This is a genomic window from Streptomyces sp. NPDC092952 (genome assembly GCF_044754785.1).
Classification (GTDB): Bacteria; Actinomycetota; Actinomycetes; order Streptomycetales; family Streptomycetaceae; genus Streptomyces.
Genome location: NZ_JBIVPT010000026.1, coordinates 20,668 through 42,428, shown reverse-complemented (window position 1 = coordinate 42,428; position 21,761 = coordinate 20,668). Strand labels below are relative to the sequence as shown.

The following is a 21,761-nucleotide window of genomic DNA, read 5'->3' as shown; positions in this document are numbered from 1 at the left end:
ACCATGACCGTCGACGCCGTCGATCTCATCGACCCGTACGCAACCGCCACGGAGGCCGGCGGGGACGAGGAGTACGAGTTCCCCGCCTCCGACGCCCAGAGCCGCCTGCTCGTCCTCGACCAGCTGAACCCGGGCTCCCCGCAGTACAACGTGCCGGTGGCCTTCGCGGTGCGCGGGCCGTTCGACACGATCGCGTTCGGCCGGGCCCTGGACGCGCTGGTGGCCCGGCACGAGGCGCTGCGCACCGTCTTCCGCACCGCCGAGGACGGCACCCCGGTGCAGCGTGTCTCCGCCGGGGGCCGGGTGCCGCTCACCGTCCGCCGGGGTGTTCCGGCCGGCCGGGCGGACGACCTGGTCCGGGCCGAGGCCGCCCTCCCCTTCGACACCGGCAGGGGGCCGCTGCTGCGCTGCACCGTGTACGCCGTCGACGACGGCAGCCACCGGGTGCTGCTCGTCGCCCATCATCTGGTCTGCGACGGCTGGTCGTTGAACCTGATGCTGGAGGGGCTGTCCGAGGGGTACCGGGAGGAGTCCGGGGGTCGGCCGTACCGCCCGGCCGTGCTTCCGCTCCAGTTCCCCGACTACGCGTCCTGGCAGCGGGAGTGCGCCGCCGCAGGGGCGTTCGAGACGTCCGTGGAGCACTGGGTGGAGCTGCTGCGCGGCGCCCCCGCCCTCGTGGAACTGCCGCTGGACCACCCGCGCCCGCCGGTCCGCACGGCCGCCGGGGGCACCGAGCGGTTCCTGCTCGGCGCCGGGGTCAGGGAGCGCCTGGCCGAGGTGGCGGCGGCACGGGGCGCCACCCCGTTCATGACGATGCTCGCCGCGTACGCCGCGTTCCTCTCCCGGCTCTCGGGCGGCGAGGACCTGGTGATCGGCTACCCGGCGGCCGGCCGCGACCGGCCCGAGCTCCAGGAGATGGTCGGGATGCTGACCAACACCCTGGCGATGCGGGTGGACCTGTCCGGCGACCCCTCGCTGGACGAGCTGGTCCGTCGGATCCGGGCCTCGACGCAGGCGGCACGGCCGTATCTGGACGCGCCGTTCGAGGCGGTCGTCGACACGCTCGCCCCGGTCCGGGAGACCAGCCACGACCCGGTGGTGCAGGTGGCGCTCAGCTACGAGGACGACGCCGCGCCGGGACTGTCGCTGGCCGGGGCGGGCACCGAACGGCTCCCGCTGACCCTGGACACCGCCAAGTTCGACTTCCACCTGTTCATGGAGCGGTGGGACGAGGGGCTCGCCGCCCAGTTCATCTACCGCAGCGACCTGTTCGACGCCGCCACGGTCCGCCGCTGGACGGTCAACTTCCGTACGCTGCTGGACGGTCTGCTCGCCGACCCGTCGGCCCCGCTGTCCACCGTGGAGCTGGTGCCCGAGGAGGAGAGCCGCCGGACGATCGCGGGCGCCGACCGCCTGGCCGAGGCCGCGCCGCTGGACCGCCTGGTGCCCGACCTGATCGCCGACCGGGCCGCCGAACACCCCGATGCCACGGCCCTGGTCTTCGGTGAACTCCGGCTCAGCTACGCCGAGTTGATCGAACAGGCCGACGCGCTGGCCGCCCGGCTGCGCACCGCCGGGGTACGGCCGGGGTTCCGGGTCGGGCTGCTCCTGCCCCGCTCGGCCCACCAGGGCATCGCCGCCCTCGCCGTGCTGCGGGCGGGCGGCGCGTACGTCCCGCTGGACCAGGCCCACCCCGAGGCCCGGCTCCGTCACATGGTGACGGTCTCCGGCACCGGCCTGCTGATCACCGCCGAGGAGACCGCCGGGCGCGGCGAGGACCTGGGGGTGCCGTGCGTCCGGATCGACCGCCCGGCCGTCACCGACCCGCCGCCCCCGTCCGGCCTCCCCGCCGGCCGCACCGCGCCGGGCCCGGAGGACCTCGCCTATGTGCTGTTCACCTCGGGCTCCACCGGTGTCCCCAAGGGCGTCGCGATCGAGCACCGGGCACTGCTCAACCTCACCCGGGCGGTCCGGCACTCCTTCCCGGTCAACGCCGACGACCGGGTGCTCCAGTTCGTGTCGTTCGGCTTCGACGTCGCCGTGTCCGACCTGTTCTTCCCCTGGGTGGCCGGTGCCGAGCTGCACGTCCCGAGCGAGGACGAGCGGATCGGCGAGGCCCTGCTGCAACGGTTGCGGGACTCCCGGATCACCTATGTGTTCCTGCCGCCGTCCGCCGCGATGCTGCTGCCCGACCTGACCGGCCAGCTGCCCGAGCTGCGGACCGTCGCGGTCGGCGGCGAGGCCTGCCCGGCCGAACTGGTGGAGCGGCTCGCCGCGCCCGGCCGCCGGATCGTGAACGCGTACGGGCCCAGCGAGGTGACCGTCTACGCGACCACCGGCGACCTCTCCCCCGGCGGGCCCGTGGTGCTCGGCCGGGCGGTGCCCGGTTCCCGGGTCGCCGTGCTCGACGAACGGCTGCGGCCGGTCCCCGCCGGGGTCGCCGGGGAGATCTACGTGGGCGGCGCCTCGCTGGGGCGGGGGTACATCGGCCGGCCGGCCCTGACCGCCGAACGCTTCGTCGCCGACCCGCACGGCGCACCGGGCAGCCGGATGTACCGCACCGGGGACCTGGGCCGGATCGACGCGCACGGCCTCATCCACTACCTCGGGCGCTCCGACCTCCAGGTCAAGCTGCGCGGCGTCCGCGTGGAGCTCGGCGAGATCGAGACCCTGCTGGCGGGCGCCCCCGGCGTCGCCCTGGCGGCCGCCACCGTCCGCGGCACGGGCACCGCCCAGCGGCTGGTGGCGTACGTCGTGGGCCGGGACGGCCAGGCCCCGCCGGACGCGGAGCTGCGCGCCCATCTCGCCCGGCGGCTGCCCGGATCGATGGTGCCCGAGGTGTTCGTGCGCCTGGACGAGATGCCGCTCAGCAGCAACGGCAAGATCGACCGGGCCCGGCTCCCGGAGCCCGCCACCGTGCGGTGCCTCCCGGACGGCTCGACCAGCGTCGCGGGCACCCCGACCGAGCAGCTGGTGGCCGGTCTGTGGGCCCGGGTGCTGAACGTCGAACTCGTCGCCGTCACCGACCACTTCTTCGACCTGGGCGGCAACTCGATCCGCCTGCTGAACGTCCTGTCCGCCCTGCGCCAGCGGGGTACGTACGGCGAGCTGAGCCTGGTCGACCTGTTCCGCCACCCCACCGTCAGCGCCCTCGCGGCGTTCCTGGACCACTCGGCCGCCGCGGCCGCCGAGCCCGGCTCCGGGACGCCCGCCCCCACGCCCACCGCCGACACGGCCGCCGCGCGCGGCGGTGACCGGCACGCACGACGCACCGCCGCGGCCCGCCGTCTCACCTCCCGGAAAGGTTCCACCCGATGACCGAGAACATCAGCGCCAACGAGCCCCTCGCCGCCGACTCCGCGATCGCGGTCGTCGGGATGAGCGGCCGGTTCCCCGGCGCCCCCGACCTGGACGCCTACTGGGCCAACCTGCTCGACGCGCACTGCTCGGTGACCGATTTCACCGAGGAGGAGCTGCTCGCCGACGGCGCCGACCCGCAGGAGGTCCGCGGCCGCGACTACGTACCCGCCAAGGGCCATCTGGCGGACGCAGACCGGTTCGACGCGGAGCTGTTCGGCTTCAACCGCACCGAGGCGGCGGCCCTCGACCCGCAGCACCGGCTCCTGCTGGAAACGGCCTGGGCCGCGCTGGAGGACGCCGGCCGGGACCCGCTCGGCGGCGGCCGCACCGGGGTGTACGTCGGCGGCGGCCCGACCGAGCACATGCTGGCCGCGCAGACCGATCCGCGCCTCGCCGCGTCGATCGGCGCGCTCCAGGTCCGTATCCTCACCGACCGGGAGTTCCTCGGCCCGTGGCTCTCCTACCGGCTGGGGCTCGAAGGGCCGAGCATGTCCGTGCAGACGGCCTGCTCCACCTCGCTGACGGCGGTTCACCTCGCGGTGCAGTCGCTGCTGCTCGGCGAGTGCGACACGGCGCTGGCCGGGGGCGTCGCCGTGGACGCGGTCCACCGGCGGGGCTACGTCCACCAGCAGGGCGGGATCTACTCGCGCCACGGCCGCTGCCGCCCCTTCGACGAGCGGGCCGACGGCACCGTCCCCGGCAACGGGGTGGGCGTCGTCGTCCTGCGCCGGCTCTCCGACGCGCTCGCCGACGGCGACCCGATCCGGGCGGTCGTCCGGGGCAGTGCCGTCACCAACGACGGGGCGACCAAAGTCGGGTTCACCGCACCCGGCGTGGACCAGCAGACCGCCGCCGTCGTGGAGGCGTGGACGGCCGCCGGGCTGGACCCGGCCGACGCCCAGTACCTGGAGGCGCACGGCACGGCCACCGCGCTCGGTGACCGGATCGAGGCCGCGGCGGCCACCGCGGCGTTCAAGGGGGCGCTCGGCACCGGGCGCATCGGGATCGGCTCGGTGAAGTCGAACATCGGGCACCTGGACGCGGCGGCCGGCGTCGCCGCGCTGATCAAGTCGGTGCTCATGCTGGAGAACGCGATCCTGGTGCCCAACGCCGATCCGGGCCGCCCGCACCCCGAACTCGGCTTCGACGACTCGCCGTTCCACCTGGTCGAGCGGACGGCGGCCTGGCCGCGCCCGGAGCACGGTCCCCGGCGGTCCGGGGTGAGCTCGGTGGGCATCGGCGGCACCAATGTGCACGTGGTCCTGGAGGAGGCGCCGCCGCGCGGTGCCGGGGAGCCGGACGCGGAGAACGGCCCGGAGGTGCTGCTGCTGTCCGCCCGGACCAGGGAGGACCTCTCCGCGCTGGCGGGCCGGCTCGCGAAGGCCCTGCGCGCGCCGGACGCTCCGTCCCTCGCGGACACCGCGTACACCCTGCACCGGGGCCGCGCCCCGCTGGCCGTGCGCGGCTATGTCCGGGCCGGGGACGCGGCCGCAGCCGCGGAGCTGCTCAACGGGCTGGCCGCGGGCGGTCCGCTGGGCCAGGGCGGGCCCGACCCGCTGGGCGAGGCGTGGCTGGCCGGCGAACCGGTGGTGCGGGAGGGCGGCGGCCGCCGGGTCGCGCTGCCCACCTACCCCTTCGCCGGGGAGCGGCACGGCGCGTACCGGCTCGGCACGGCGGCGCCGGGCGGACCGGAGCCGGAGCGGAGCGACGCCTCCGGCGGTCTGGAGCAGGGGGTGCGCGCGCTGCTCGCCGAGGCCCTGGGGCTGCCGGACACCGACGACCCGGAGATGACGTACTTCGCGGCGGGCGGCGATTCGCTGACCGCCGTCCACCTGGTCGGCTGCCTGCGGGACGACTTCGGTCTCGACGTCCCCATCACCCTGTTCCTGGAGCAGCTGACCCTGCACGAGATGGCCCGGCAGATCATCGCGACCGGGCAGGGCGACGACTCCCTCGACGCCCTGCTCTCGGAGTTCGAGGCGGAGTGAGGGCGGCCGACGCGACGGGCTCGGCCCCGACCCGGAAAGGGGTCGGGGCCGAGCCCGTCGCGCGGTACGGAATGTCAGGCGCCGGTGGGAACCGTCCGGCCGGGCACCTGTGCGGTGATCAGCTCCGCGATGTAAGTCAGATGGTCGTTCAGGAAGAAGTGGCCGCCGGACAGCACATGCCGCTCGAAGGCCCCCTCGGTCTCCCGCTCCCACTCCTGGGCGCCCTCCATGCCGACCCGCGGGTCGTTGTCACCGGTCAGCATGAAGACCGGGCAGCTCAGCGGCGGCCCGGGCACATGGACGCGCGCCGACAGCATGGCGTAGTCGGCGCGCAGCGGCGGCAGCGACAGCTTGAGGATCTCCGGATGCGTCAGCAGTTCGCCGTCCGTACCGGACAGCAGCCGCATCTCGTCGATCAGCTCCTGGTCGGTGCACGAGCCGTTCAGCCGGGTGTGCCGGGGCCGCGCCGGGGCCTCGCTGCCGGAGACGAACAGCACGGCGGGCCCGCGCCCTTCGGCGGTGAGCCGGCGCGCCGTCTCGTACGCCAGCAGCGCGCCCATGCTGTGCCCGAACAGGAACAGCGGCCTGCCCTCGTCCACCGGGATCAGGGGCAGGACAGCGTCCACGACATCGCCGAGCCGTTCGGCGAACGGCTCGGCGAGGCGGTCGTGCCTTCCGGGGTACTGCACGACCAGTCCTTCCACCGACCCCGCGAGCGCGGCCGACAGCGCGTGGTAGCCGCTGGCCGCACCACCCGCGTGCGGGAAGCACACCAGCTGCGCTCCGGCCTCGGGGGCCGGGTGGAAGCACCGTATCCAGTTGTCCACGGCATCCCTTCTCTCGTGCTCTCGGCCGGTCCGTGACCGGCCGCGTAGGTCTTACTCCGCCCGGCCTTCGGCGGCGATCCAGCTCTCCAACTGGTCCCGGGTGGTCGCCGGGTCCGCGACGAGAACGGCGAGTTCGTTGTCGTGGGGTTCCAGTGTCGTGAGGGCGGGACAGCGGTGGCAGGCCTCGACACCGGCCTGGTTCCACCACTTGCAGTGCGGGCGGAGATGGCACCGTGGTACAGCGGCCGGACCGGGCTCGGCCGGTACGGTCCTGATCCGTTCGATCAGCCCGCAGGCCTCGCCGACCCGGTTCGCGCAGTCCGACACGCAGTGCGAGGCGAACCGGAGCACCCGGTTGGGAGCTATCCCCTCCGGAATGCTACCGAGAACATCGGCGGCGGGTACGGGTTCTGCCAGGTAGACAACCTGATCGTGTTCCCCGGAACGTACGCCGAGGACAACGGTCTCCGGGCGGCTCGCATCACCGCTCGGGCACCACCTGAGGGGTTCTTCCCGCCCGTCCGGGGCGCGATCCGCAGTGCTGTCCACGGTGCTCACCTCCTTCTCGTCAGCAGAGGCCGCGGACGTCCGACGGGATGCTGGCGACCATGCCGCCGATGACACCGCTGGTGACGGCGCCGCGCTCCTGCTCGGCCGCGACCGCCTGGGCGATGGACCGGGCGAGCTGATCCTGGCTGGTGATGCGCTCGGGCCGCTCGGCGGCCGCGGCACCGCTGGTTCCGGTGACCGTGACGAGACCGGCGACGAGAGCGGCGGCCGCGGCGGCCGTACGGATGTTGCTGTTCATACCTGTCCTCCAAGGCGTCGGTGACTGCTTCCAGGAACCGACGGTAGGACCGGGGTTCGGCGGCGACCGGCAGGAGCGGCGGCGGTTCCGGCGGCACGACGCACCGATTACTGTTGCCGCCATGGCGTCGAGCGTGCAGCAGAAGCGGATCCGCAAATCCCCCTCGGACCGGCGTGCGGAGATCGTCGAGGCGGCGGCGGCCATCGCCCTGACCGAGGGTCTGGAGTGCATCACGCTGCGGCGGATAGCCGAGCAGCTGGGGGTCCGGCCCGGTCTCATCGGCCACTACTTCCCCGCGGTCGAGGAGCTCGTCGCCGAGGCCTTCGGCACGGCGGCCGGCGGGGAGCTGGACTCGCTGCTGCCCGCGGAGCCGGCGGCACAGCGGCCCACGGACCGGCTGACCCGCTTCTTCGCGCACGCGACGGGGCCCGCGTACGACGACGTCAGCCGGCTGTGGATCAACGCCCGGCACCTGAGCCGCTACCGCCCCGTCCTGCGCGACCGGGTCGACCGGCAGGAGGCCCTGTGGCGCGGCCGCCTGGAGGAGCTGATCCGGGCCGGGGCCCGGAGCGGCGAGTTCCGCACCGACGACCCGTATCTGGCGACCATCCGGATCCTGGTCGTCATCGACGGCCTCGGCGCGCACGCCAACAGCTCGGCCGCCGAACGCCCCGAGGCGGTCACGAGCATGGCGGTACGCACGGCGGAACGGGAACTCGGCCTGGCCGACGGGGCACTCGGGTCCTGACCGCCGCTCAGCCCGAGGGGGCGACGGCCGCGGCGTCCTGGGAACGCAGGGCCGCCGCGACTCTGCCGCGCAGCAGCTCGTACTCCTCGCGGAGCCGGACGATCTCCGCGGGCCGTACGACCACCTCCCCTCCGACGACGACCTCCCCCGGGGCGAACTGCTCGCGGGTGAGGTCGACTTCGACGCCCATGCCCAGCCGGTTCCACCAGTGGTAGTCCACCCGTTCGCCGTCCACGTGCACCTCGCCGCGGACGAGGTCGCCGCCGAGCAGGTCGTGCACGACGAGCGCGGTGACCCCGCACTGGTCGCGCGCGGGGTTGTCCGGCGTCCAGTGCGGGCGGTGGACCGGCGTCGTGGTGTCCGCGCCCCAGCTGTCGCGGATGGCCCGTTCGAGTGCGTCGAAGCTCCTCAGTGTCATGCCGTTCACCCTCGCAGACGGCACTGACAGTCCGGGGCCCCGCTCATGCCGGTGCGCTCGTCTGCCGATGACCGGGTGCGGAAGCCGGAACACCGGAAGCACCACGGAAGGACGAGCCAGCATGAACACAGCACGAAGCCGCGGGGAGCACCCCGGGCGCCGGACCGTCGTCGTCGCGGCCGGGGCCGCCCCGATGGCCGCCCTGCTCGCCGCCTGCGGGAACACGAAGGAGTCGGGCACCTCGGCGACGGCCGAGCCGTCCGCGCGGACCACCGGTCCCACCGCCGCCGCCACGGCCACCGCCACCGGTTCCGTGCTGGCGGACACGGCCGACATCCCCAAGGGCGGCGGCAAGGTCTTCCCCGACCGGCATGTCGTGGTGACCCAGCCGAAGGCGGGCGAGTTCAAGGCGTTCTCGTCCACCTGCACCCACCAGGGGTGCACCGTCTCGCGCGTCGCGGACGGCACCATCGACTGCCCCTGCCACGGCAGCAAGTTCGACGCGTCGACGGGTGCCGTGGTCCACGGCCCCGCCACCAGGCCGCTGCCCGCCAAACGGATCACGGTCGCGGGCGGGTCGATCACACTCACTCCCTGACCGCGCCACCCGCCCAGCAGGCCAGTACGTCGTCGGTGCGGGTGACCGTGGCGACGAGTGCGAGCGTGTTGCGGACCACCGCCGGGGTGTAGTCGGCGGGGACGCCCGCGATGGCGTCCGACGGCACCACGGCGGTGTAGCCGAGATTCACCGCGTCGAAGACGGCGTTGGGGATGGCCACGTTGGCGGAGACCCCGGTGACGACCAGGGTCCGGCAGCCGAGGTTGCGCAGCAGCGCGTCCACGTCCGTGCCGGCGAGCGGCGAGAGGCCGTGGAGCCTGCGTACGACCAGGTCCTCGGCGGCGACCTCGATCGGTGCCGCGACCCGTACCGCCGCCGTGCCGCTGTGCTGCTGCACCGGCAGGCGCCCGGCGGCCCGGAACAGCCGGGCGTTGCTGTTGGCGCCCCGCCCGTCGGGGCGCCGTTCGGCCACCGCGTGCAGCACCTGGACGCCTGCCCGGTGCGCGGCCCCGACCAGCGCGGCGATCCGGTCCAGGGTGCCGGACGACCGGGCCTCCTCGGCCAGTTCGGGCAACGCGCTCCCGGGGCCCACCACCCCTTGCTGGCATTCGACCGTCAGCAGCACGGTGGTGGCCGGATCGAGTTGTTCGGCGAGTCGGTTCTGCGACGGCACGGCGGCCCCTTCTCCACGGCGGACGGGGCGCGCGAGGCTATCCGCCATTGCGCGACGAAGGAAGAGGCCGCATGATCTGACGCACAGTCAGCTCACGGGAGGAGACGCCCATGGCCACCACCCAGCGACGGGGCCGCCGGATCATGATGACGGACGCGGAGCGCGACAGGTACCTCACCGAGCAGCGCACCTGCCGGGTGGCCACGGTGGCCGAGGACGGCCGGCCGCACATCGGCGCGCTCTGGTTCGCCTGGGACGGTGATGCGCTCTGGCTGTACTCGATCACGCGCAGCCTGCGCTGGTCCCAGCTGCGCCGCGACCCCCGGCTCGCGGTGGTGGTGGACGACGGGACGGAGTACGGGGAGCTGCGCGGCATCGAGCTGTCCGGGGAGGCCGTCCCGGTCGGCGAGGCGCCGCGCACCGGCGAGCACTGCCCGGAACTCGACGTACCGGAAAGGCTGTTCGCCGCGAAGTACTTCGGCATGGACACCATGCCGCACGACGGCCGTCACGCCTGGCTGCGCCTGACCCCGCGGGCCATCACCTCCTGGGACTTCCGCAAGATCCGGTGACCCGGGCCGAGGCCGCCCCGGCGGGTCCCCGGCCCGCGGACCACCGGCCCCCCTCCCGGAAGGAGCGGCCGGAGGGGACCGCCGGATCACGGGCCCGGCCGAGGAGTCCCGGACGGACAAGGGCCTTTCGCCGGCCCGGCCCCGCCCGAACCTCCGGACGGAGGGCCCACCCGCCGGACCACCGGGCAGCGGCCCTACCGGCCCTCCACCTCCTGCCCGGCCGTCCGCAGCGCAGCCACCGCGGCCCTGACCGAGGGCCGCCGGTCCGCGTCGGTACGCCATACGGCGTGCACATGGCGCCGCATCCGCTGCCGAACCGGCACGAGCCGCACCCCGTCCGGCACCGGCCCGCGCCCGAGCCGGGGCGCCACGCAGACCCCCGTCCCGGCGGCGATCAGGGCGAGCTGGGTGTGGTGCTCACCGGCCAGGTGCGCGATGCGCGGCTCGATGCCCTTGGAACGGAGGGTGAAGACCAGCCAGTCGTAGCAGAACTCGCCCTCGGGCCAGGAGACCCAGTCGTCGTCGGCGAAGTCCTCCAGGTCCACCTCGCTCCGGCCGGCGAGCCGGTGGCCGGCCGGCATCGCGACGTCCGGCGCGTCCTCCAGCAGCTCGACCCGGGTGAGCCCGCCCGGCACGGGCAGCCGCTTGTTGCTCCAGTCCAGCACCACCGCGAGATCGACATCGCCCCGGATCACCGCGCGAATACCGTCCTCGGGCTCCAACTCCCTGGTGCGCACCCGTAGTTCGGGGTGGTCGCGGCGGAGCGCGCCGAGCACCGAGGGAAAGAGCCCGCGCGCCGCGGTCGGGAAGGCGGAAAGCCGGATCTCGCCCACCACCTCGCCGCGCTGCGCCTCGATGTCCGACTGGGCGATCTCGACCTGCGAGAGGATCCGGGCCGCGTGGTCGGCGAGCAGCCGGCCGGCATCGGTGAGCCGGACCCCCCGGCCGTTCCTGGCCAGCAGCCGCTGGCCCACTTCCCGCTCCAGTTTGGCCATTTGCTGGGAGACCGCCGACGTGGTCACATGCAGTCCCGCGGCAGCCCCGCTCACCGATCCGTGCCGGGCCAGCGCGTCCAGGGTGCGCAGCCGCTCCAGATTCAACATGTAAGCAATGCTACGCAGAGAGGCGCATGAAATCTCGCTTGTTCTACCTGGTCGGACTCGTCATCGTTGACCCCATGAACGTCGCCCGACCGAAGGCCGCGCCCCCTGCCGGACCGTCCGCCACCCCCGCCCCGTCCCCGCCCGTCCAGCCCCCGCCCGCCCCGTCCCGCGCGCTGGACTGGCGGATCCGGTTCGGGGCGCTCTCGCTGATCTGGGGCTTCAGCTTCCTTCTGATCAAGGTCGGCACCGAGGGGTACGCCCCCTTCCAGGTCACCCTCGGCCGTCTGCTGTTCGGCACGGCGGTGCTGGCCGTCGCGATGGCGGTCCGGCGCGAGCGGCTGCCCCGGGGTGCCCGGACCTGGGCGCATCTGGCCGTCGCGGCGTTCTTCCTGAACGCGCTGCCGTTCTCGCTCTTCGCCTACGCCGAGCTGACCGTTCCCTCGACCCTCGCGGGGATCTGCAACGCGACCTCGCCGCTGTGGGGCATGGCGCTGTCGCTCGTCGCGCTCTCCGAGGACCGGCCGACCCGGCGCCGGGTCGCCGGACTCGGGCTCGGCTTCATCGGCGTGCTGACCGTGCTCGGCGCCTGGCAGGGCTTCGCCGGTCTGGACCTCGGCGGTACGGCGATGGCGCTGCTCGCCTCCCTCAGCTATCCGGTCGGCTGGATCTACGTCCGCCGGACGCTGGCGGGCACCGGTTCGTCGACGCTGTCGCTGACCGGCAGCCAGCTCCTGATCGGCACGGCGCAGCTCGCCCTGGTGACTCCGCTGTTCACCTCGGTGCCCGAGAGCTTCCCCCTGCTCCCGACGCTCGCGGTGGTGGCCCTCGGGGCGCTCGGGACCGGGTTCGCGGTCCTCGTCCAGTACGGCCTGGTGACGGAGGTCGGCCCGACGACCGCGCAGATGGTCACCTACTTCATCCCGGTCATCGCGACCGCCGCCGGAGTGCTCGTGCTCGGCGAGCGGCTGAGCTGGAACACACCGGTGGGCGCCCTGGTGGTCCTGGCGGGGGCGGCCCTCACCCAGAGCAGACCCCGGCCCTCCCGCCGCCCGGCCGCCGGGCCCGGGAATCAGCCGTAGCTCAACGGCTCCACCGGCCCCACCGCCGCCGCCACCGCGTCCGCCAGCGGCCCGAGGTCGGCCTCGGCGAGCGAGGAGACGGTGAGCCGGATCCCCTGGGGCGTGGCCATCCGGAACCGCGCGCCGGGGGCCACCGCCCAGCCGGAGTGCAGGAGCCGCGCCACCGCACCGGTCTCGTCGGGGACCGGGACCCAGACGTTCATCCCGCTGCGCCCGTGGGCCCGCACACCCCGCTCCGCCAGTGCCCGCACCAGGCCGTCCCGCCGGACCGCGTACGCCCGCGCCACCTCGGCCGGTTCGACGGCGCCCGAGCGCCACAGGTGCGCCACCGTCCGCTGCAGCAGTCTGCTGACCCAGCCCGGCCCGAGCCGCTGGCGACCGGCGACCCGGTCCAGCGTGACCGCGTCGCCGGTCAGCAGGGCGACCCGCAGGTCGGGCCCGTACGCCTTGGCGACCGACCGCACGAAGGCCCAGCGGTCGGTGGCACCGGACAGCGGGTGGAGCGGCAGGTCGACGATGCCGTGCCCGTGGTCGTCCTCGACGAGCAGAACGCCCCGGTGCCCGGCGAGGACGGCCCGCAGCTCGACGGCGCGCCCGGCACCGATCGCCGCACCGGTCGGATTCTGCGCGCGGTCGGTGACCACCAGCGCCCGGGCCCCGGCCCTCAACGCCCCGTCGACGGCGTCGGGCAGCGGCCCTTCGTCGTCCACCGCGACTGGCACGGGGCGCAGCCCCAGCGCCGGGACGAGATCCAGCACGCTGCCCCACCCGGGGTCCTCGACCGCGACCGCGTCACCGGGTCTGAGGTGGGCGGCCAGCACGCGCTCGATCGCGTCCAGCGACCCGGAGGCCGCGAGCACGGGGCCGACCGCCACACCGTCCGCGTCCAGCGCGGCACGGGCCAGCGCGGCGAACTCCGCGTCCACCGGCGACTGCCCGTACATCCCGGGGGCCCGGTCGTACTCCGCCGCGACCGCCGCGAACACCGGGCCCAGCGCGGGCAGCAGGGCGGGATCGGGGTTGCCCGCCCCCAGGTCCCGCACCCCTTCGGGTGCCTCGACCCGGAGCGCGTCGCGCGCCGTACTCGCCGGGCGCGGCCGCACCCGGCTGCCCCGGCGCCCGGCCGTCTCGATCACCCCGCGCTCGCGGAGGATGCGGTAGGCGGCCGCCACCGTATTGGGATTCACCCCCAGTTCTTCCGCCAACTCCCGCATGGGCGGCAGCACTTGGCCGGGTTCGAGCTCGCCCGACCCGACCCCGCTCTCGACACTGGCGGCGATATCCGATGCACGCCGCCCCGCAATCCGATACTCTCCTAGCACAAACAAGATTATGCACTAGTGCAATGGAGTGCGCAATGCCGGACACCACTTCGCCACAGACCACCGCCCCGGGAGCCACCTACGAGCCGACCGGGCGCACCGTCCCGACCCGCTCACGGGAGCGCGCGGCGTACGACCGGGAGACGGTCCACGCGATACTCGACGAGGCGTACGTCTGCCATCTCGGCTTCGTCCGCGACGGAGCGCCCGTCGTCCTGCCGACGCTCTTCGGCCGGGTCGGCGACCGGCTCTACGTGCACGGCTCGACGGGCTCCCGGCCGCTGCGCGAGGCGGGCCGGACCGACCCCGGCCTCCCCGTCTGCCTGACGGTGACGCATGTCGACGGCCTCGTGCTGGCCCGCTCCGCCTTCCACCACTCGATCAACTACCGCTCGGTGGTGGTCCACGGCGTCGCGCGGGAGGTGACCGACCCGGCGGAGCGGCGCCTCGCCCTCGACGCCATCGTCGACCAGGTGGTGCCCGGCCGCTCCGCCGACGCGCGCCCGGCCGACGCGAAGGAGCTTGCCGCCACGGCCGTGATCCGGCTGGACCTGCGGGAGGTGTCCGCCAAGATCCGCACGGGCGGCCCCAACGACGAGGACCGCGACCTCGCCCTCCCCCACTGGGCGGGGGTCGTCCCGCTGGCCCGCGGGTACGCGGCCCCGATCCCCGCCGAGGACCTCGACCCCGCTGTCACGGTCCCGGACTACATCACCGCGCTCTGACCGCACGACGACGACCGCCCGCCACCGGAACACGCCGGTCGGCGGGCGGCGGGGCGGCGGAGCCGGGTCACGTCACGGTGCTCCCCGCGGACAGCTCCCCCTCGGCCCGGACCCCGGCGCCGGTACCGGACGCGACCGGGCCCGCAGGCGCCCGGGGCGTCGACGACTGGGCGATGAAGGCACCGAACAGGACCATGGCACCGCCGAGGAGCTGGGGCGCCGAAAGATGCTCACCGAGCATCACCCAGGCGAGCACGGTCGCGATGACCGCCTCCAGGCAGGCGACCACGCCCGCCACCGCGGGCGACAGCAGCCGCACCGAGATCACGCCGGTGACGTACGCGACCACGGTGGCCAGCAGCACGATCCAGACGAGCAGCAGCCAGGCCGGCACGTCACGCCCGCCCATTCCCGCGGTACCGGCCAGCACCGACCAGTCCATGCCCCAGGGACGGGCGACCGCGGTGAGTACGACCGCGCCGACCAGGAGCCCGTAAGCGATGACGCCCACCGGATTCGGCGGCTCCTCGCCCTCCGCCCGGTCCGCGCTCCCCTGGTCCGACAGGACGAAGTAGCCGACCTGGCAGCAGGCGGCACCGAGCGCGAGCAACAGCCCCACGGCGTCGAAGCTCAGCCCGGACCAGACCTCGACCACGCACGCCAGTCCGCCGGCCGCGAGCACCACACCGACCGCGGCGCGCCGGGTCACGGGCCTGCGCTGCACGAACCGGACCCAGCCCAGCACGAGCGCGGGCGCCAAGTACTCGACGAGCAGGGCGACACCGACGGGGACACGGGAGATCGCGGCGAAGTAGAAGGCCTGCACACCCGCAACGGCGAGCAGCCCGAAGCCGAGCAGCAGGACCGGCCGGCTCCGTACCAGCTCACGATGGCGCCAGGCCACCGGCAGCATGACCAGGGCCGCGCCGGCCACCCGCAGCCACACCACATGGAGCGGGTCGAGCCCCGCCTCGATCAGCGGCTTGGCCGCCACCCCTGAACCGCCGAATGCGAACGCCGAGGCCAGGGCTAGTCCCAGGCTGGCGCTTCTCCCCTGAGACGCGTACATCGGCCCATCATGACAGTTGCGGTCAGCAGCGTCACCCCGGTCACGCCTGACATGAACGCCACCGACCGGAAGGCTCCACTCCGCCCCGTCGCGCGGCGGATCCGCCGGGTTGTCAGCACTCCGCCCCCCACACTTCCTGATCGCGCACATCCGCGATCCGGGCGGCCAGCTTCTCCGTGTCCACCCCGGCCCGCGCCAGGACTTCGACGGCGCGGCACTCGTGGTCCACCGCCAGCGCCGCGAGCAGGTCGAGCCCTCCGGCCCGCAGGTCGCCGCGGGCCGCCGCCCGGCCGAGCGCCCCGGACATCGCCGCGGCCGCCGAGGGCGACCAGCCCTCCACTCCGGCGTCCCGCATCGCGAGGTCCCGGCGCGGGACGACCGGGAGTGCGCCGGAGTCCTCCACCGAGCCCTGCCAGCGCAGCCCGTACCCGATACTGCGCTGGACGAGGTAGCCGAGCACCCTGGCCAGCTGGGAGCCGCCCTCGAAGGCCGCCCGCACCTCGGGGTCCGATTCGATCAGGGAGTGCAGCAGATGTGCCGTGTCGATCTGGCGGTCACCGTCGCGCAGCGCACGCCTGCGGGCACCCGTCACCACGGCGGCCAGCTCCACGGTGAGTCCGGCGTCGAGCCCGGCACGGTCCGGAACGGGCTGCTGGGGAATCCGCGGCATCCGATATCGCACGCTTCCTACCCCATCAGCCCCGCGACGGCAATACATCCCCGGAGGGGTCCATCCCGTCATCCCACGCAAGTTGGGCACACTCGAACGGCTTCTCCTCCTTGCGGATGAGATCCTGCGGATTCCGGGTCGCGTCGGGGAAAAGGGCGCGCGCCGCCTTGCCACACGCTCCCCGGGCAACCGGAATCCTCGCTCCTACGTCCCACAGGCCATACCCCCACGCGAAGCCGGAAGGGAGAGGCGCGGTCTTGTCCTGGCTGGTCGCCCTGCCCGCACTCGACGGGCGGGAGTACGTGTACCGGGTCCACGCACCGCCCGACGCACTGCGGGCCGATCTCTTCTGGGCCGCCTTCCACTGCCACGACGACGGCCCGCACCCGCGCGCCTTCGACCGGTTCGACGGCGCGCTGATCTGGCGTGCGGGAACGGGCGGCACCGGCCCACAGATCTGACGATTCATCAGTATTGAATGTTCCGGCCGCTACGGCTACGTTCCGCTACACCGGGAACCCGTCGAGAAGGGGTGGTCGCATGGCCGAGGTCAGCGCGGAGGCACGCATCGAAGCACCGGCCGAGAAGGTGTGGGCCCAGCTGACGGACTTCACCGCCTACGGCCGGTGGAACGCCACCCACACCAGCTTCCCCAAGGGCGGCCCGACGACGCTGGAGCTCGCGGCCACCTACGAGGAGAACATGAAGCTGATGGGCTTCCCCGCCGAGGTGACCTGGACGGTGGCGGAGCTGGAGACCGCCCGGCTGCTGGCCACCCGGGGCAAGGGCCCGATGGGCGTCAACCTGGCGATGCGGTATTCACTGACCCCCGACGGGGAGGCGACCACCGTTCGGATCGACGGGGAGTTCACCGGAGCCGCGGTCTCCCTGATGGCGGGCAAGCTCAAGGACTCGGCGACGGCCGCGCTCGTCGAATCACTGCGCAAACTGGACGGGCTCGTCACCGCCTGACCGGAACCCGCCCACGGGAAGGGGCCTCGCGGCACGGCCGCGAGGCCCCCGACCCGTCCGTACCCACGGACTCAGCCCTCGTCGGCGAGGATCAGATACATCTTCTTCCTCGCCTCGTTGACGACCGCGAGGGCCTTCTCCCGCTGCTCGGCCGAGCCGGTCCTCCAGACCTGGCCGAACGCCTCCATCAGACCGGAACCGGCCTGCCGGATCTCGTTGACACTCTCCCAGTCGACACCGCGCCCGGCCTCCTCCCAGGGCGCCTCGGCCCCCGAATCCGCCTCGGCGCGGCCGCTGTCGGTGAGCGTGAACAGCTTCTTGCCGCCCTCGCTCGCGCTGACGATCAGCCCTTCGTCCTCCAGCATCTGGAGGGTCGGATAGACCGAACCGGGGCTCGGCCGCCAGGCCCCTCCGCTGCGCTCGCCGATCTCCTGGATCATCTCGTAGCCGTGCATCGGCCGGTCCTTCAGCAGCGCCAGGATCGACGCGCGCACATCACCGCGCCGCGCCCTCCCGCGCCCGCCGCCCCGGCCGCGCCCGCCACCGAAGGGCCCGCCGAAAGGCCCGCCCCCGAACGGCGGACCGAACGGCCCGAAAGCCGCCCGCCGCCCCTCGAAGTCCCCGCGCCCCTCGTGACCGGGCCCGCAGTGCCCACGACCCCGCCCGAATTCGTGCTCGTACCCATGTGAACGCATGACCGCGCCCCTTTCATCGTTGATCTGTCGCGATGCGTCAACGATATATCGGAACCGATCGCTCGACAAGGCCTGCCCACCGCACCGGTGTGACCGGCCCGGCGAGGATCGATGCGTGATGGTGTGTCCCAGTGGAGACCGGCCGGCTCGATGCCGACGGTCCGGGGCCGTGTCCGGCGGTCGGCCGCCCGGGCACTCGCGCGTGGGAAGCCACGACTACGCTCGTCGGCATGCTGAACCGTGTTCCGTTCGACGAGGCACTGCTCTCCACCGTGGGCACCCCCAAGCTGGCCAGGCTCCTGGACAGCAGCCCGCGGTCACGGGTGTGGCGGGTGCGGCTGACCGACCGGCGGCTGGTGATCGTCAAGCAGATCACCGACGGAGGGGACACGGGCGCGGACGCGAGCACGCGCTTCGCGCGGGAGGTCGCCGGGCTGCGGATGGCGGGGCGGTCCTCCGCCCCCGCCGTGGCCCCCGCGGTGCTCGCCACGGACCCGTCCTCGCGGGTGATGGTCCTTGAGCACCTGGACGACCTCGGCAGGACGGACGACTGGATGCCGGGGTACGCCGAGTCGCTCGCCCGGCTGCACGCCCTGACCGGGCCCGCCGACGCGGGCGCACTACCGGCCTGGTCGGGGCCCACGGCCGCCGACGCGGAGTCCTTCCTCGCCCTGGCCAGGGCGCTCGACGTGCCCGTACCGTCCGCGGTTCCCCATGAACTCGCCGGTCTCCTGGAGCGGTTGGACCCCACCCCGCACCATGCCCTGCTGCACGGCGACCCCTGCCCCGGCAACGATCTGCGCACCGCCGACGGCGTGCGCTTCGTCGATTTCGAGCGGGCCGCGCTCGGCAACGGTCTGGTCGAACTCGCCTACTTCCGCATCGGCTTCCCCACCTGCTGGTGTGCCATGTCGGTCGCCGCGGCCCCGCTCACGGAGGTCGAGGACGTCTACCGGGCCACCTGGCGCGGCCTCACCGGGAAGGATGTGCCGGGTGACCTCGCCGACGCGTGCGCGGGCTGGCTGATCCAGGGCGACGCGCTCGTGGAGCGGGCCCACCGCGGGACCGCCGACCAGCTCGCCCGGGTGCCCGCCGAGGACTTCGAGTGGGGCTACGTCTCCGCCCGCGAGCGGCTCGTCCATCGCCTGAACGTGGTCGCCGACATGACCCGCGACCACGATCACCTGCACGCCGTCGGCCGCCTCGGTTCCGCCCTGGCCGGCCGCCTGCTCGAACGCTGGCCGAAGCTGCGTCCGCTGCCCACGCATGACGCCCGTCCTTGGTACTAGGTGCTCCAACCGGACCAGGTTCATCGCGTTGGGCGGTGTTCGGGGGCCGGGTCGTCAAGGCAGGGCTGCCCTACTTCGGGGTGTTCTCCACCGCCCACGCCCGGAAGAGGGTGAGCGCCTCGGTGAGATTGACCGGCCCGCATGCGGCATGGAAGGTCATGCCGGAGGTCCAGGCCATGATCCAGTCGTCCTTGCCGCGCTTGAGGTCCTGCCGGGGGAAATCGTGTCCTTCGAGGTCGGTTTCCTCCAGATCGATACGGACGGACCAGCCGGGGTTGTCGAGCGTGTCGATCCTGACACCCCACTCGTGCTCCCAGTCCTCATTGCACTGGGCGGAGTACCACTTCTGCAGCCAGTCCATGACGTGCTCGGATTCGTTCATGGCACGAAATGCTAGGTCGGCCGCGCGACCGGGCCCGGACGCGGCTCGTACAACGTGCTCTGGACGTCGCGACGGCATCCACCGGCTCACCGGGATCGGTCCGGCCGCGCCGGCCCTCAGTGGAACGACCGGGGCGGGTGCGGCGCCCGGGCCGGGGAGGACGTGGCCGCGCCCGTCGTCACACAGTCCGCCACGGCTTGCGCCGCCTGGGCGAGGAACAGCGCCGGTAGTTCCTCCGAGGTCCACGGCGACCAGTCGGTCCACTTCTGTCCGGCGATCTCTTCCACCCGGTCGGCGGCCCTGGACGGCTTCATCCCGGGGAGTTGTAGTGCTGCCGTCGTCCAGCCGATCAGCTCGTTCACCTCCACGTACTCGTACCACTCGGCGTCGTCCCAGCCGAGCCGGTCGGCGTGACGGGCCCATGCCCACCGCAGGGCCTCAACGGTGGCATCGGCAGCCCGCTGCCGGGGAGTTCCCGTCGCCGTCCGGGCAGCGTGTTCGGCATGTCCGACCTGTTCCAGCGTCCCCCGGAAAGGGAACCCGGCGAAGAAGTCGAGGTTCTCGGCGATGGTGTGGCGGAAGGCCCTGCCCCGCCCGTGGCAGTGGGAGGCGTCCAGCCACGTCCCCAGCGGGGACGACCACGCCCGGTCGGCCGGGGAGCAGCGGACAGCGGGCCGGACCACGGCGTCGAACCAGCCCTGGACGTACGCGTTACTGGCGGCGACGATCGCGTGCACATCAGCGTCGGTAGCCGGTCCCTCCAGGTCCCTGTCGCCCCACAGCACCACGAGCGAGCGCTCCACGGCGGTCCGCACGGCACGGTGAAGACCGTCCCGCCGGGAAGGCCGCGCCCACGGCAGAAGGACGGGATAGCACACGGTGAAGGGATCTCGGTCGGGCACGGATAGAACCTAAGGGATCCTCGCGAAGACGTTCCCCCGGACGGAGTTCCCGACCGCATCCCTCACCCGGCACGACCCCGACAGGGCCGACGTCCTTGCCACCGCCCCGCGTTGGCCCGGCATCACTGTCGCAGGCCGGGCGTCGGCCCGCGCCAGGGACATGGTCGGTTCTCGTTCTGTAGTGTGCGGAAATGACACGAAGCGAGCAGCTCGCGGAGCAGTTGGATTGGTACTGGCGCAAGAATCTGCGGCCGCGGCTGCACGGCCTTACCGATGAGGAGTACTTCTGGGAGCCGGTGCGCGACTGCTGGAGCCTTCGTCCACTCGGCACGTCGACCGCGCCGCTCCCGGCCGGTCCGGAGGGATGGGTGATGGATTCCGCGTCCCCCGAGCCGGTGCCGGCGCCGGTGACCACGATTGCCTGGCGGCTGGCGCACATCATCGTCTCGTGCCTGGGCTATCGGGTCGGATGGTACTTCGGCGGCCAGGACATGGACTCCCGGACATTCGCCTACGCGGGGACCGCCGACGAGGCGCTCGCACAGCTCGACGAGATGTACGGCAGATGGAACGCGGGGGTCCGCGGCCTCTCGGACGCCGACCTGGAGAACCCGCCCGCGGTGGGTCCCGAGCGGTTCCCCATGGAGAACAGGATCCTGCACGTCAACAGGGAGCTGATCCATCACGGTGCCGAGATCTCCCTGCTGCGCGACCTCTACCGCCGGCAGGACGGGGCCGCACCGCACCGCATGTGACTTCCGGCGACCGGCCGGTGCCGTCGCACCGACACCGGCCACCACTCCGCCCGCCCGGGCCCGGTACCGGGACGCGGGAGCAGGGGCGGAGGGAAGAACGTCCGCCCGGTTCAGCCGAGATAGAGCGGGAACCTCGCGTCCGGGCCGCCCAGCGCGGCCCGTTCCGCACCGGTCGGGGCGCGCCGCCCGGTGCCGACCGGCAGGGCGTCCCGGTCCGGCATCGACGCGGGCAGTGCCGCACCGGCGATGCGCTCGAGGATCTCGCGGGTGCGGGCCAGACCCTCCGCGGGCGGTCCGGGCACATCGGGGAGGTGTGCGACCAGGTCGAGGTGGTGGAGCGTCCACTCCAGGACGTACGCGCCGAGGTAGTCGCCCGCCGTGAGCACCTGGTCGCGGGTGCCGACGCGGAGGACCGGGTCCGCGAGGGCGGCTGCCCGTCCGGCGGCGGAGCCGACGTCGTCGAGGTGGAAGAGGAGCAGCCGGGGGTCCTCGTACGCGGCGGCCAGCCGCACGGTCAGCGCGTCCAGCGGGTCGTCGCCGGTCGGTGGGGCGGCGGTGGCCTCCCAGTACGTGACCGCGTCGCGGGTCGGCTCCGCGTCGGTGGGGGTGGCGAGGGTGATCAGCACGTCCTGGGCGTCGATGACCAGGTGGCACACCAGATCCCGGACGAGCCAGCCGGAACAGCCGGACGGCCGGGCGAAGTCCTCGTCGGCAAGGCCCGCGACCGCCGTGCGCAGGGCCGTCCAGGAACGCGAGAAGAGGTCCACCCCGGCAACCTAGTCCGGGGCCTCGGAGGCGGACAAGCACCACGGGCCGTACGGGTGCGTTCCGGGGCCACTGACGGC

At 73.6% G+C, this 21,761-nt stretch carries 24 protein-coding genes; 11 read left to right on the top strand and 13 right to left on the bottom strand.

Annotation, left to right across the window (positions count from 1 at the left end; all coding sequences use genetic code 11):
- The first annotated feature begins 3 nt into the window (after positions 1 to 3).
- Together ACIQGQ_RS33840 and ACIQGQ_RS33835 are read left to right on the top strand one after the other, a co-directional pair.
- Positions 4 to 3,318 carry an amino acid adenylation domain-containing protein gene (locus tag ACIQGQ_RS33840; protein ID WP_402403435.1) on the top strand — a complete coding sequence of 1,105 codons (3,315 nt, stop codon included), beginning with the start codon at positions 4 to 6 and terminating at the stop codon, positions 3,316 to 3,318.
- Positions 3,315 to 5,348 (top strand): beta-ketoacyl synthase N-terminal-like domain-containing protein, encoded by a 2,034-nt coding sequence (locus tag ACIQGQ_RS33835; protein ID WP_402403432.1) that lies wholly within the window; start codon positions 3,315 to 3,317, stop codon positions 5,346 to 5,348. The genes ACIQGQ_RS33840 and ACIQGQ_RS33835 overlap by 4 nt, the downstream gene beginning before the upstream one ends.
- Positions 5,349 to 5,422: 74 nt before the next feature.
- On the opposite strand, the gene ACIQGQ_RS33830 is transcribed toward ACIQGQ_RS33835, so the two are convergent.
- The 3 genes from ACIQGQ_RS33830 to ACIQGQ_RS33820 form a co-directional block, all read right to left on the bottom strand.
- Positions 5,423 to 6,175 (bottom strand): thioesterase II family protein, encoded by a 753-nt coding sequence (locus ACIQGQ_RS33830; protein ID WP_402403429.1) that lies wholly within the window; start codon positions 6,173 to 6,175, stop codon positions 5,423 to 5,425.
- Positions 6,176 to 6,226: 51 nt separating this feature from the next.
- A complete protein-coding gene (locus tag ACIQGQ_RS33825; RefSeq protein ID WP_352280546.1) occupies positions 6,227 to 6,502 on the bottom strand; it encodes a hypothetical protein in 276 nt (91 codons plus the stop codon).
- Positions 6,503 to 6,743: 241 nt separating this feature from the next.
- The gene (locus ACIQGQ_RS33820) at positions 6,744 to 6,983 is read right to left on the bottom strand and encodes a hypothetical protein (RefSeq protein WP_402403425.1); all 240 of its coding nucleotides are present in this window, start codon (positions 6,981 to 6,983) and stop codon (positions 6,744 to 6,746) included.
- 121 nt (positions 6,984 to 7,104) lie between these two features.
- On the opposite strand from ACIQGQ_RS33820, the gene ACIQGQ_RS33815 reads away from it, so the two are divergent.
- Entirely contained in the window at positions 7,105 to 7,731 is a 627-nt protein-coding gene (locus tag ACIQGQ_RS33815; protein WP_402403423.1) for a TetR/AcrR family transcriptional regulator, read from the top strand.
- Positions 7,732 to 7,738: 7 nt separating this feature from the next.
- On the opposite strand, the gene ACIQGQ_RS33810 is transcribed toward ACIQGQ_RS33815, so the two are convergent.
- On the bottom strand, positions 7,739 to 8,149 hold the full coding sequence (locus ACIQGQ_RS33810; protein WP_402403421.1) for a hypothetical protein: 411 nt from the start codon (positions 8,147 to 8,149) through the stop codon (positions 7,739 to 7,741).
- A gap of 121 nt (positions 8,150 to 8,270) precedes the next feature.
- Here ACIQGQ_RS33810 and ACIQGQ_RS33805 point away from each other — a divergent pair, with 121 nt between their 5' ends.
- On the top strand, positions 8,271 to 8,747 hold the full coding sequence (locus tag ACIQGQ_RS33805) for a Rieske (2Fe-2S) protein (protein WP_402403419.1): 477 nt from the start codon (positions 8,271 to 8,273) through the stop codon (positions 8,745 to 8,747).
- Here ACIQGQ_RS33805 and ACIQGQ_RS33800 read toward each other — a convergent pair.
- Positions 8,737 to 9,429 carry a cysteine hydrolase gene (locus ACIQGQ_RS33800; protein WP_402403416.1) on the bottom strand — a complete coding sequence of 231 codons (693 nt, stop codon included), beginning with the start codon at positions 9,427 to 9,429 and terminating at the stop codon, positions 8,737 to 8,739. The genes ACIQGQ_RS33805 and ACIQGQ_RS33800 overlap by 11 nt on opposite strands.
- A 62-nt stretch (positions 9,430 to 9,491) precedes the next feature.
- Between ACIQGQ_RS33800 and ACIQGQ_RS33795 the strand changes: the two genes are divergently transcribed.
- Entirely contained in the window at positions 9,492 to 9,953 is a 462-nt protein-coding gene (locus ACIQGQ_RS33795; RefSeq protein WP_352280540.1) for a pyridoxamine 5'-phosphate oxidase family protein, read from the top strand.
- A 194-nt stretch (positions 9,954 to 10,147) separates the two neighbouring features.
- Here ACIQGQ_RS33795 and ACIQGQ_RS33790 read toward each other — a convergent pair whose 3' ends face one another.
- Positions 10,148 to 11,056, bottom strand: coding sequence for a LysR family transcriptional regulator (locus ACIQGQ_RS33790; protein WP_402403412.1), 909 nt, complete (start codon positions 11,054 to 11,056; stop codon positions 10,148 to 10,150).
- 38 nt (positions 11,057 to 11,094) lie between these two features.
- Between ACIQGQ_RS33790 and ACIQGQ_RS33785 the strand changes: the two genes are divergently transcribed.
- Positions 11,095 to 12,135: a DMT family transporter gene (locus ACIQGQ_RS33785; protein WP_402403476.1), complete on the top strand. Its 1,041-nt coding sequence runs from the start codon at positions 11,095 to 11,097 to the stop codon at positions 12,133 to 12,135.
- Here ACIQGQ_RS33785 and ACIQGQ_RS33780 read toward each other — a convergent pair.
- The gene (locus ACIQGQ_RS33780) at positions 12,126 to 13,457 is read right to left on the bottom strand and encodes an aminotransferase class I/II-fold pyridoxal phosphate-dependent enzyme (protein ID WP_402403409.1); all 1,332 of its coding nucleotides are present in this window, start codon (positions 13,455 to 13,457) and stop codon (positions 12,126 to 12,128) included. The two genes, ACIQGQ_RS33785 and ACIQGQ_RS33780, sit on opposite strands and share 10 nt — an antisense overlap.
- Before the next feature lie 35 nt (positions 13,458 to 13,492).
- Here ACIQGQ_RS33780 and ACIQGQ_RS33775 point away from each other — a divergent pair, with 35 nt between their 5' ends.
- Positions 13,493 to 14,182 (top strand): pyridoxamine 5'-phosphate oxidase family protein, encoded by a 690-nt coding sequence (locus ACIQGQ_RS33775; protein WP_402403406.1) that lies wholly within the window; start codon positions 13,493 to 13,495, stop codon positions 14,180 to 14,182.
- Positions 14,183 to 14,249: 67 nt separating this feature from the next.
- On the opposite strand, the gene ACIQGQ_RS33770 is transcribed toward ACIQGQ_RS33775, so the two are convergent.
- Positions 14,250 to 15,251, bottom strand: a complete 1,002-nt coding sequence (locus tag ACIQGQ_RS33770; protein WP_402403403.1) for an EamA family transporter — start codon at positions 15,249 to 15,251, stop codon at positions 14,250 to 14,252.
- Positions 15,252 to 15,363: 112 nt separating this feature from the next.
- On the bottom strand, positions 15,364 to 15,933 hold the full coding sequence (locus ACIQGQ_RS33765; RefSeq protein WP_402403401.1) for a Clp protease N-terminal domain-containing protein: 570 nt from the start codon (positions 15,931 to 15,933) through the stop codon (positions 15,364 to 15,366).
- Positions 15,934 to 16,178: 245 nt separating this feature from the next.
- Between ACIQGQ_RS33765 and ACIQGQ_RS33760 the strand changes: the two genes are divergently transcribed.
- Positions 16,179 to 16,382, top strand: coding sequence for a hypothetical protein (locus ACIQGQ_RS33760; protein WP_402403398.1), 204 nt, complete (start codon positions 16,179 to 16,181; stop codon positions 16,380 to 16,382).
- A gap of 79 nt (positions 16,383 to 16,461) precedes the next feature.
- Entirely contained in the window at positions 16,462 to 16,893 is a 432-nt protein-coding gene (locus ACIQGQ_RS33755; protein ID WP_402403396.1) for an SRPBCC family protein, read from the top strand.
- 71 nt (positions 16,894 to 16,964) lie between these two features.
- Here the strand turns inward: ACIQGQ_RS33755 and ACIQGQ_RS33750 are convergent, their stop codons facing one another.
- Positions 16,965 to 17,588: a PadR family transcriptional regulator gene (locus ACIQGQ_RS33750; RefSeq protein WP_402403393.1), complete on the bottom strand. Its 624-nt coding sequence runs from the start codon at positions 17,586 to 17,588 to the stop codon at positions 16,965 to 16,967.
- 230 nt (positions 17,589 to 17,818) lie between these two features.
- Here ACIQGQ_RS33750 and ACIQGQ_RS33745 point away from each other — a divergent pair, with 230 nt between their 5' ends.
- A complete protein-coding gene (locus tag ACIQGQ_RS33745; RefSeq protein WP_402403390.1) occupies positions 17,819 to 18,877 on the top strand; it encodes a phosphotransferase family protein in 1,059 nt (352 codons plus the stop codon).
- 70 nt (positions 18,878 to 18,947) lie between these two features.
- Here ACIQGQ_RS33745 and ACIQGQ_RS33740 read toward each other — a convergent pair whose 3' ends face one another.
- Both ACIQGQ_RS33740 and ACIQGQ_RS33735 read right to left on the bottom strand, forming a co-directional pair.
- Positions 18,948 to 19,259, bottom strand: a complete 312-nt coding sequence (locus tag ACIQGQ_RS33740; RefSeq protein WP_402403388.1) for an immunity 53 family protein — start codon at positions 19,257 to 19,259, stop codon at positions 18,948 to 18,950.
- 116 nt (positions 19,260 to 19,375) lie between these two features.
- The gene (locus ACIQGQ_RS33735; RefSeq protein ID WP_402403385.1) at positions 19,376 to 20,074 is read right to left on the bottom strand and encodes a hypothetical protein; all 699 of its coding nucleotides are present in this window, start codon (positions 20,072 to 20,074) and stop codon (positions 19,376 to 19,378) included.
- Positions 20,075 to 20,352: 278 nt separating this feature from the next.
- On the opposite strand from ACIQGQ_RS33735, the gene ACIQGQ_RS33730 reads away from it, so the two are divergent.
- Positions 20,353 to 20,916, top strand: a complete 564-nt coding sequence (locus tag ACIQGQ_RS33730; protein ID WP_402403383.1) for a DinB family protein — start codon at positions 20,353 to 20,355, stop codon at positions 20,914 to 20,916.
- A gap of 110 nt (positions 20,917 to 21,026) precedes the next feature.
- Here the strand turns inward: ACIQGQ_RS33730 and ACIQGQ_RS33725 are convergent, their stop codons facing one another.
- Positions 21,027 to 21,683: a maleylpyruvate isomerase N-terminal domain-containing protein gene (locus ACIQGQ_RS33725; RefSeq protein ID WP_402403380.1), complete on the bottom strand. Its 657-nt coding sequence runs from the start codon at positions 21,681 to 21,683 to the stop codon at positions 21,027 to 21,029.
- Positions 21,684 to 21,761: the final 78 nt, after the last annotated feature.

Coding starts and splice junctions, on each gene's coding strand:
- ACIQGQ_RS33815 (WP_402403423.1), top strand. CDS start 7,105: ATGGCGTCGAGCGTGCAGCAGAAGCGGATCCGCAAATCCCCCTCGGAC.
- ACIQGQ_RS33770 (WP_402403403.1), bottom strand. CDS start 15,251: ATGTACGCGTCTCAGGGGAGAAGCGCCAGCCTGGGACTAGCCCTGGCC.
- ACIQGQ_RS33795 (WP_352280540.1), top strand. CDS start 9,492: ATGGCCACCACCCAGCGACGGGGCCGCCGGATCATGATGACGGACGCG.
- ACIQGQ_RS33775 (WP_402403406.1), top strand. CDS start 13,493: ATGCCGGACACCACTTCGCCACAGACCACCGCCCCGGGAGCCACCTAC.
- ACIQGQ_RS33750 (WP_402403393.1), bottom strand. CDS start 17,588: ATGCGTTCACATGGGTACGAGCACGAATTCGGGCGGGGTCGTGGGCAC.
- ACIQGQ_RS33740 (WP_402403388.1), bottom strand. CDS start 19,259: ATGAACGAATCCGAGCACGTCATGGACTGGCTGCAGAAGTGGTACTCC.
- ACIQGQ_RS33840 (WP_402403435.1), top strand. CDS start 4: ATGACCGTCGACGCCGTCGATCTCATCGACCCGTACGCAACCGCCACG.
- ACIQGQ_RS33835 (WP_402403432.1), top strand. CDS start 3,315: ATGACCGAGAACATCAGCGCCAACGAGCCCCTCGCCGCCGACTCCGCG.
- ACIQGQ_RS33820 (WP_402403425.1), bottom strand. CDS start 6,983: ATGAACAGCAACATCCGTACGGCCGCCGCGGCCGCCGCTCTCGTCGCC.
- ACIQGQ_RS33730 (WP_402403383.1), top strand. CDS start 20,353: ATGACACGAAGCGAGCAGCTCGCGGAGCAGTTGGATTGGTACTGGCGC.
- ACIQGQ_RS33805 (WP_402403419.1), top strand. CDS start 8,271: ATGAACACAGCACGAAGCCGCGGGGAGCACCCCGGGCGCCGGACCGTC.
- ACIQGQ_RS33790 (WP_402403412.1), bottom strand. CDS start 11,056: ATGTTGAATCTGGAGCGGCTGCGCACCCTGGACGCGCTGGCCCGGCAC.
- ACIQGQ_RS33800 (WP_402403416.1), bottom strand. CDS start 9,429: ATGGCGGATAGCCTCGCGCGCCCCGTCCGCCGTGGAGAAGGGGCCGCC.
- ACIQGQ_RS33810 (WP_402403421.1), bottom strand. CDS start 8,149: ATGACACTGAGGAGCTTCGACGCACTCGAACGGGCCATCCGCGACAGC.
- ACIQGQ_RS33745 (WP_402403390.1), top strand. CDS start 17,819: ATGCTGAACCGTGTTCCGTTCGACGAGGCACTGCTCTCCACCGTGGGC.
- ACIQGQ_RS33755 (WP_402403396.1), top strand. CDS start 16,462: ATGGCCGAGGTCAGCGCGGAGGCACGCATCGAAGCACCGGCCGAGAAG.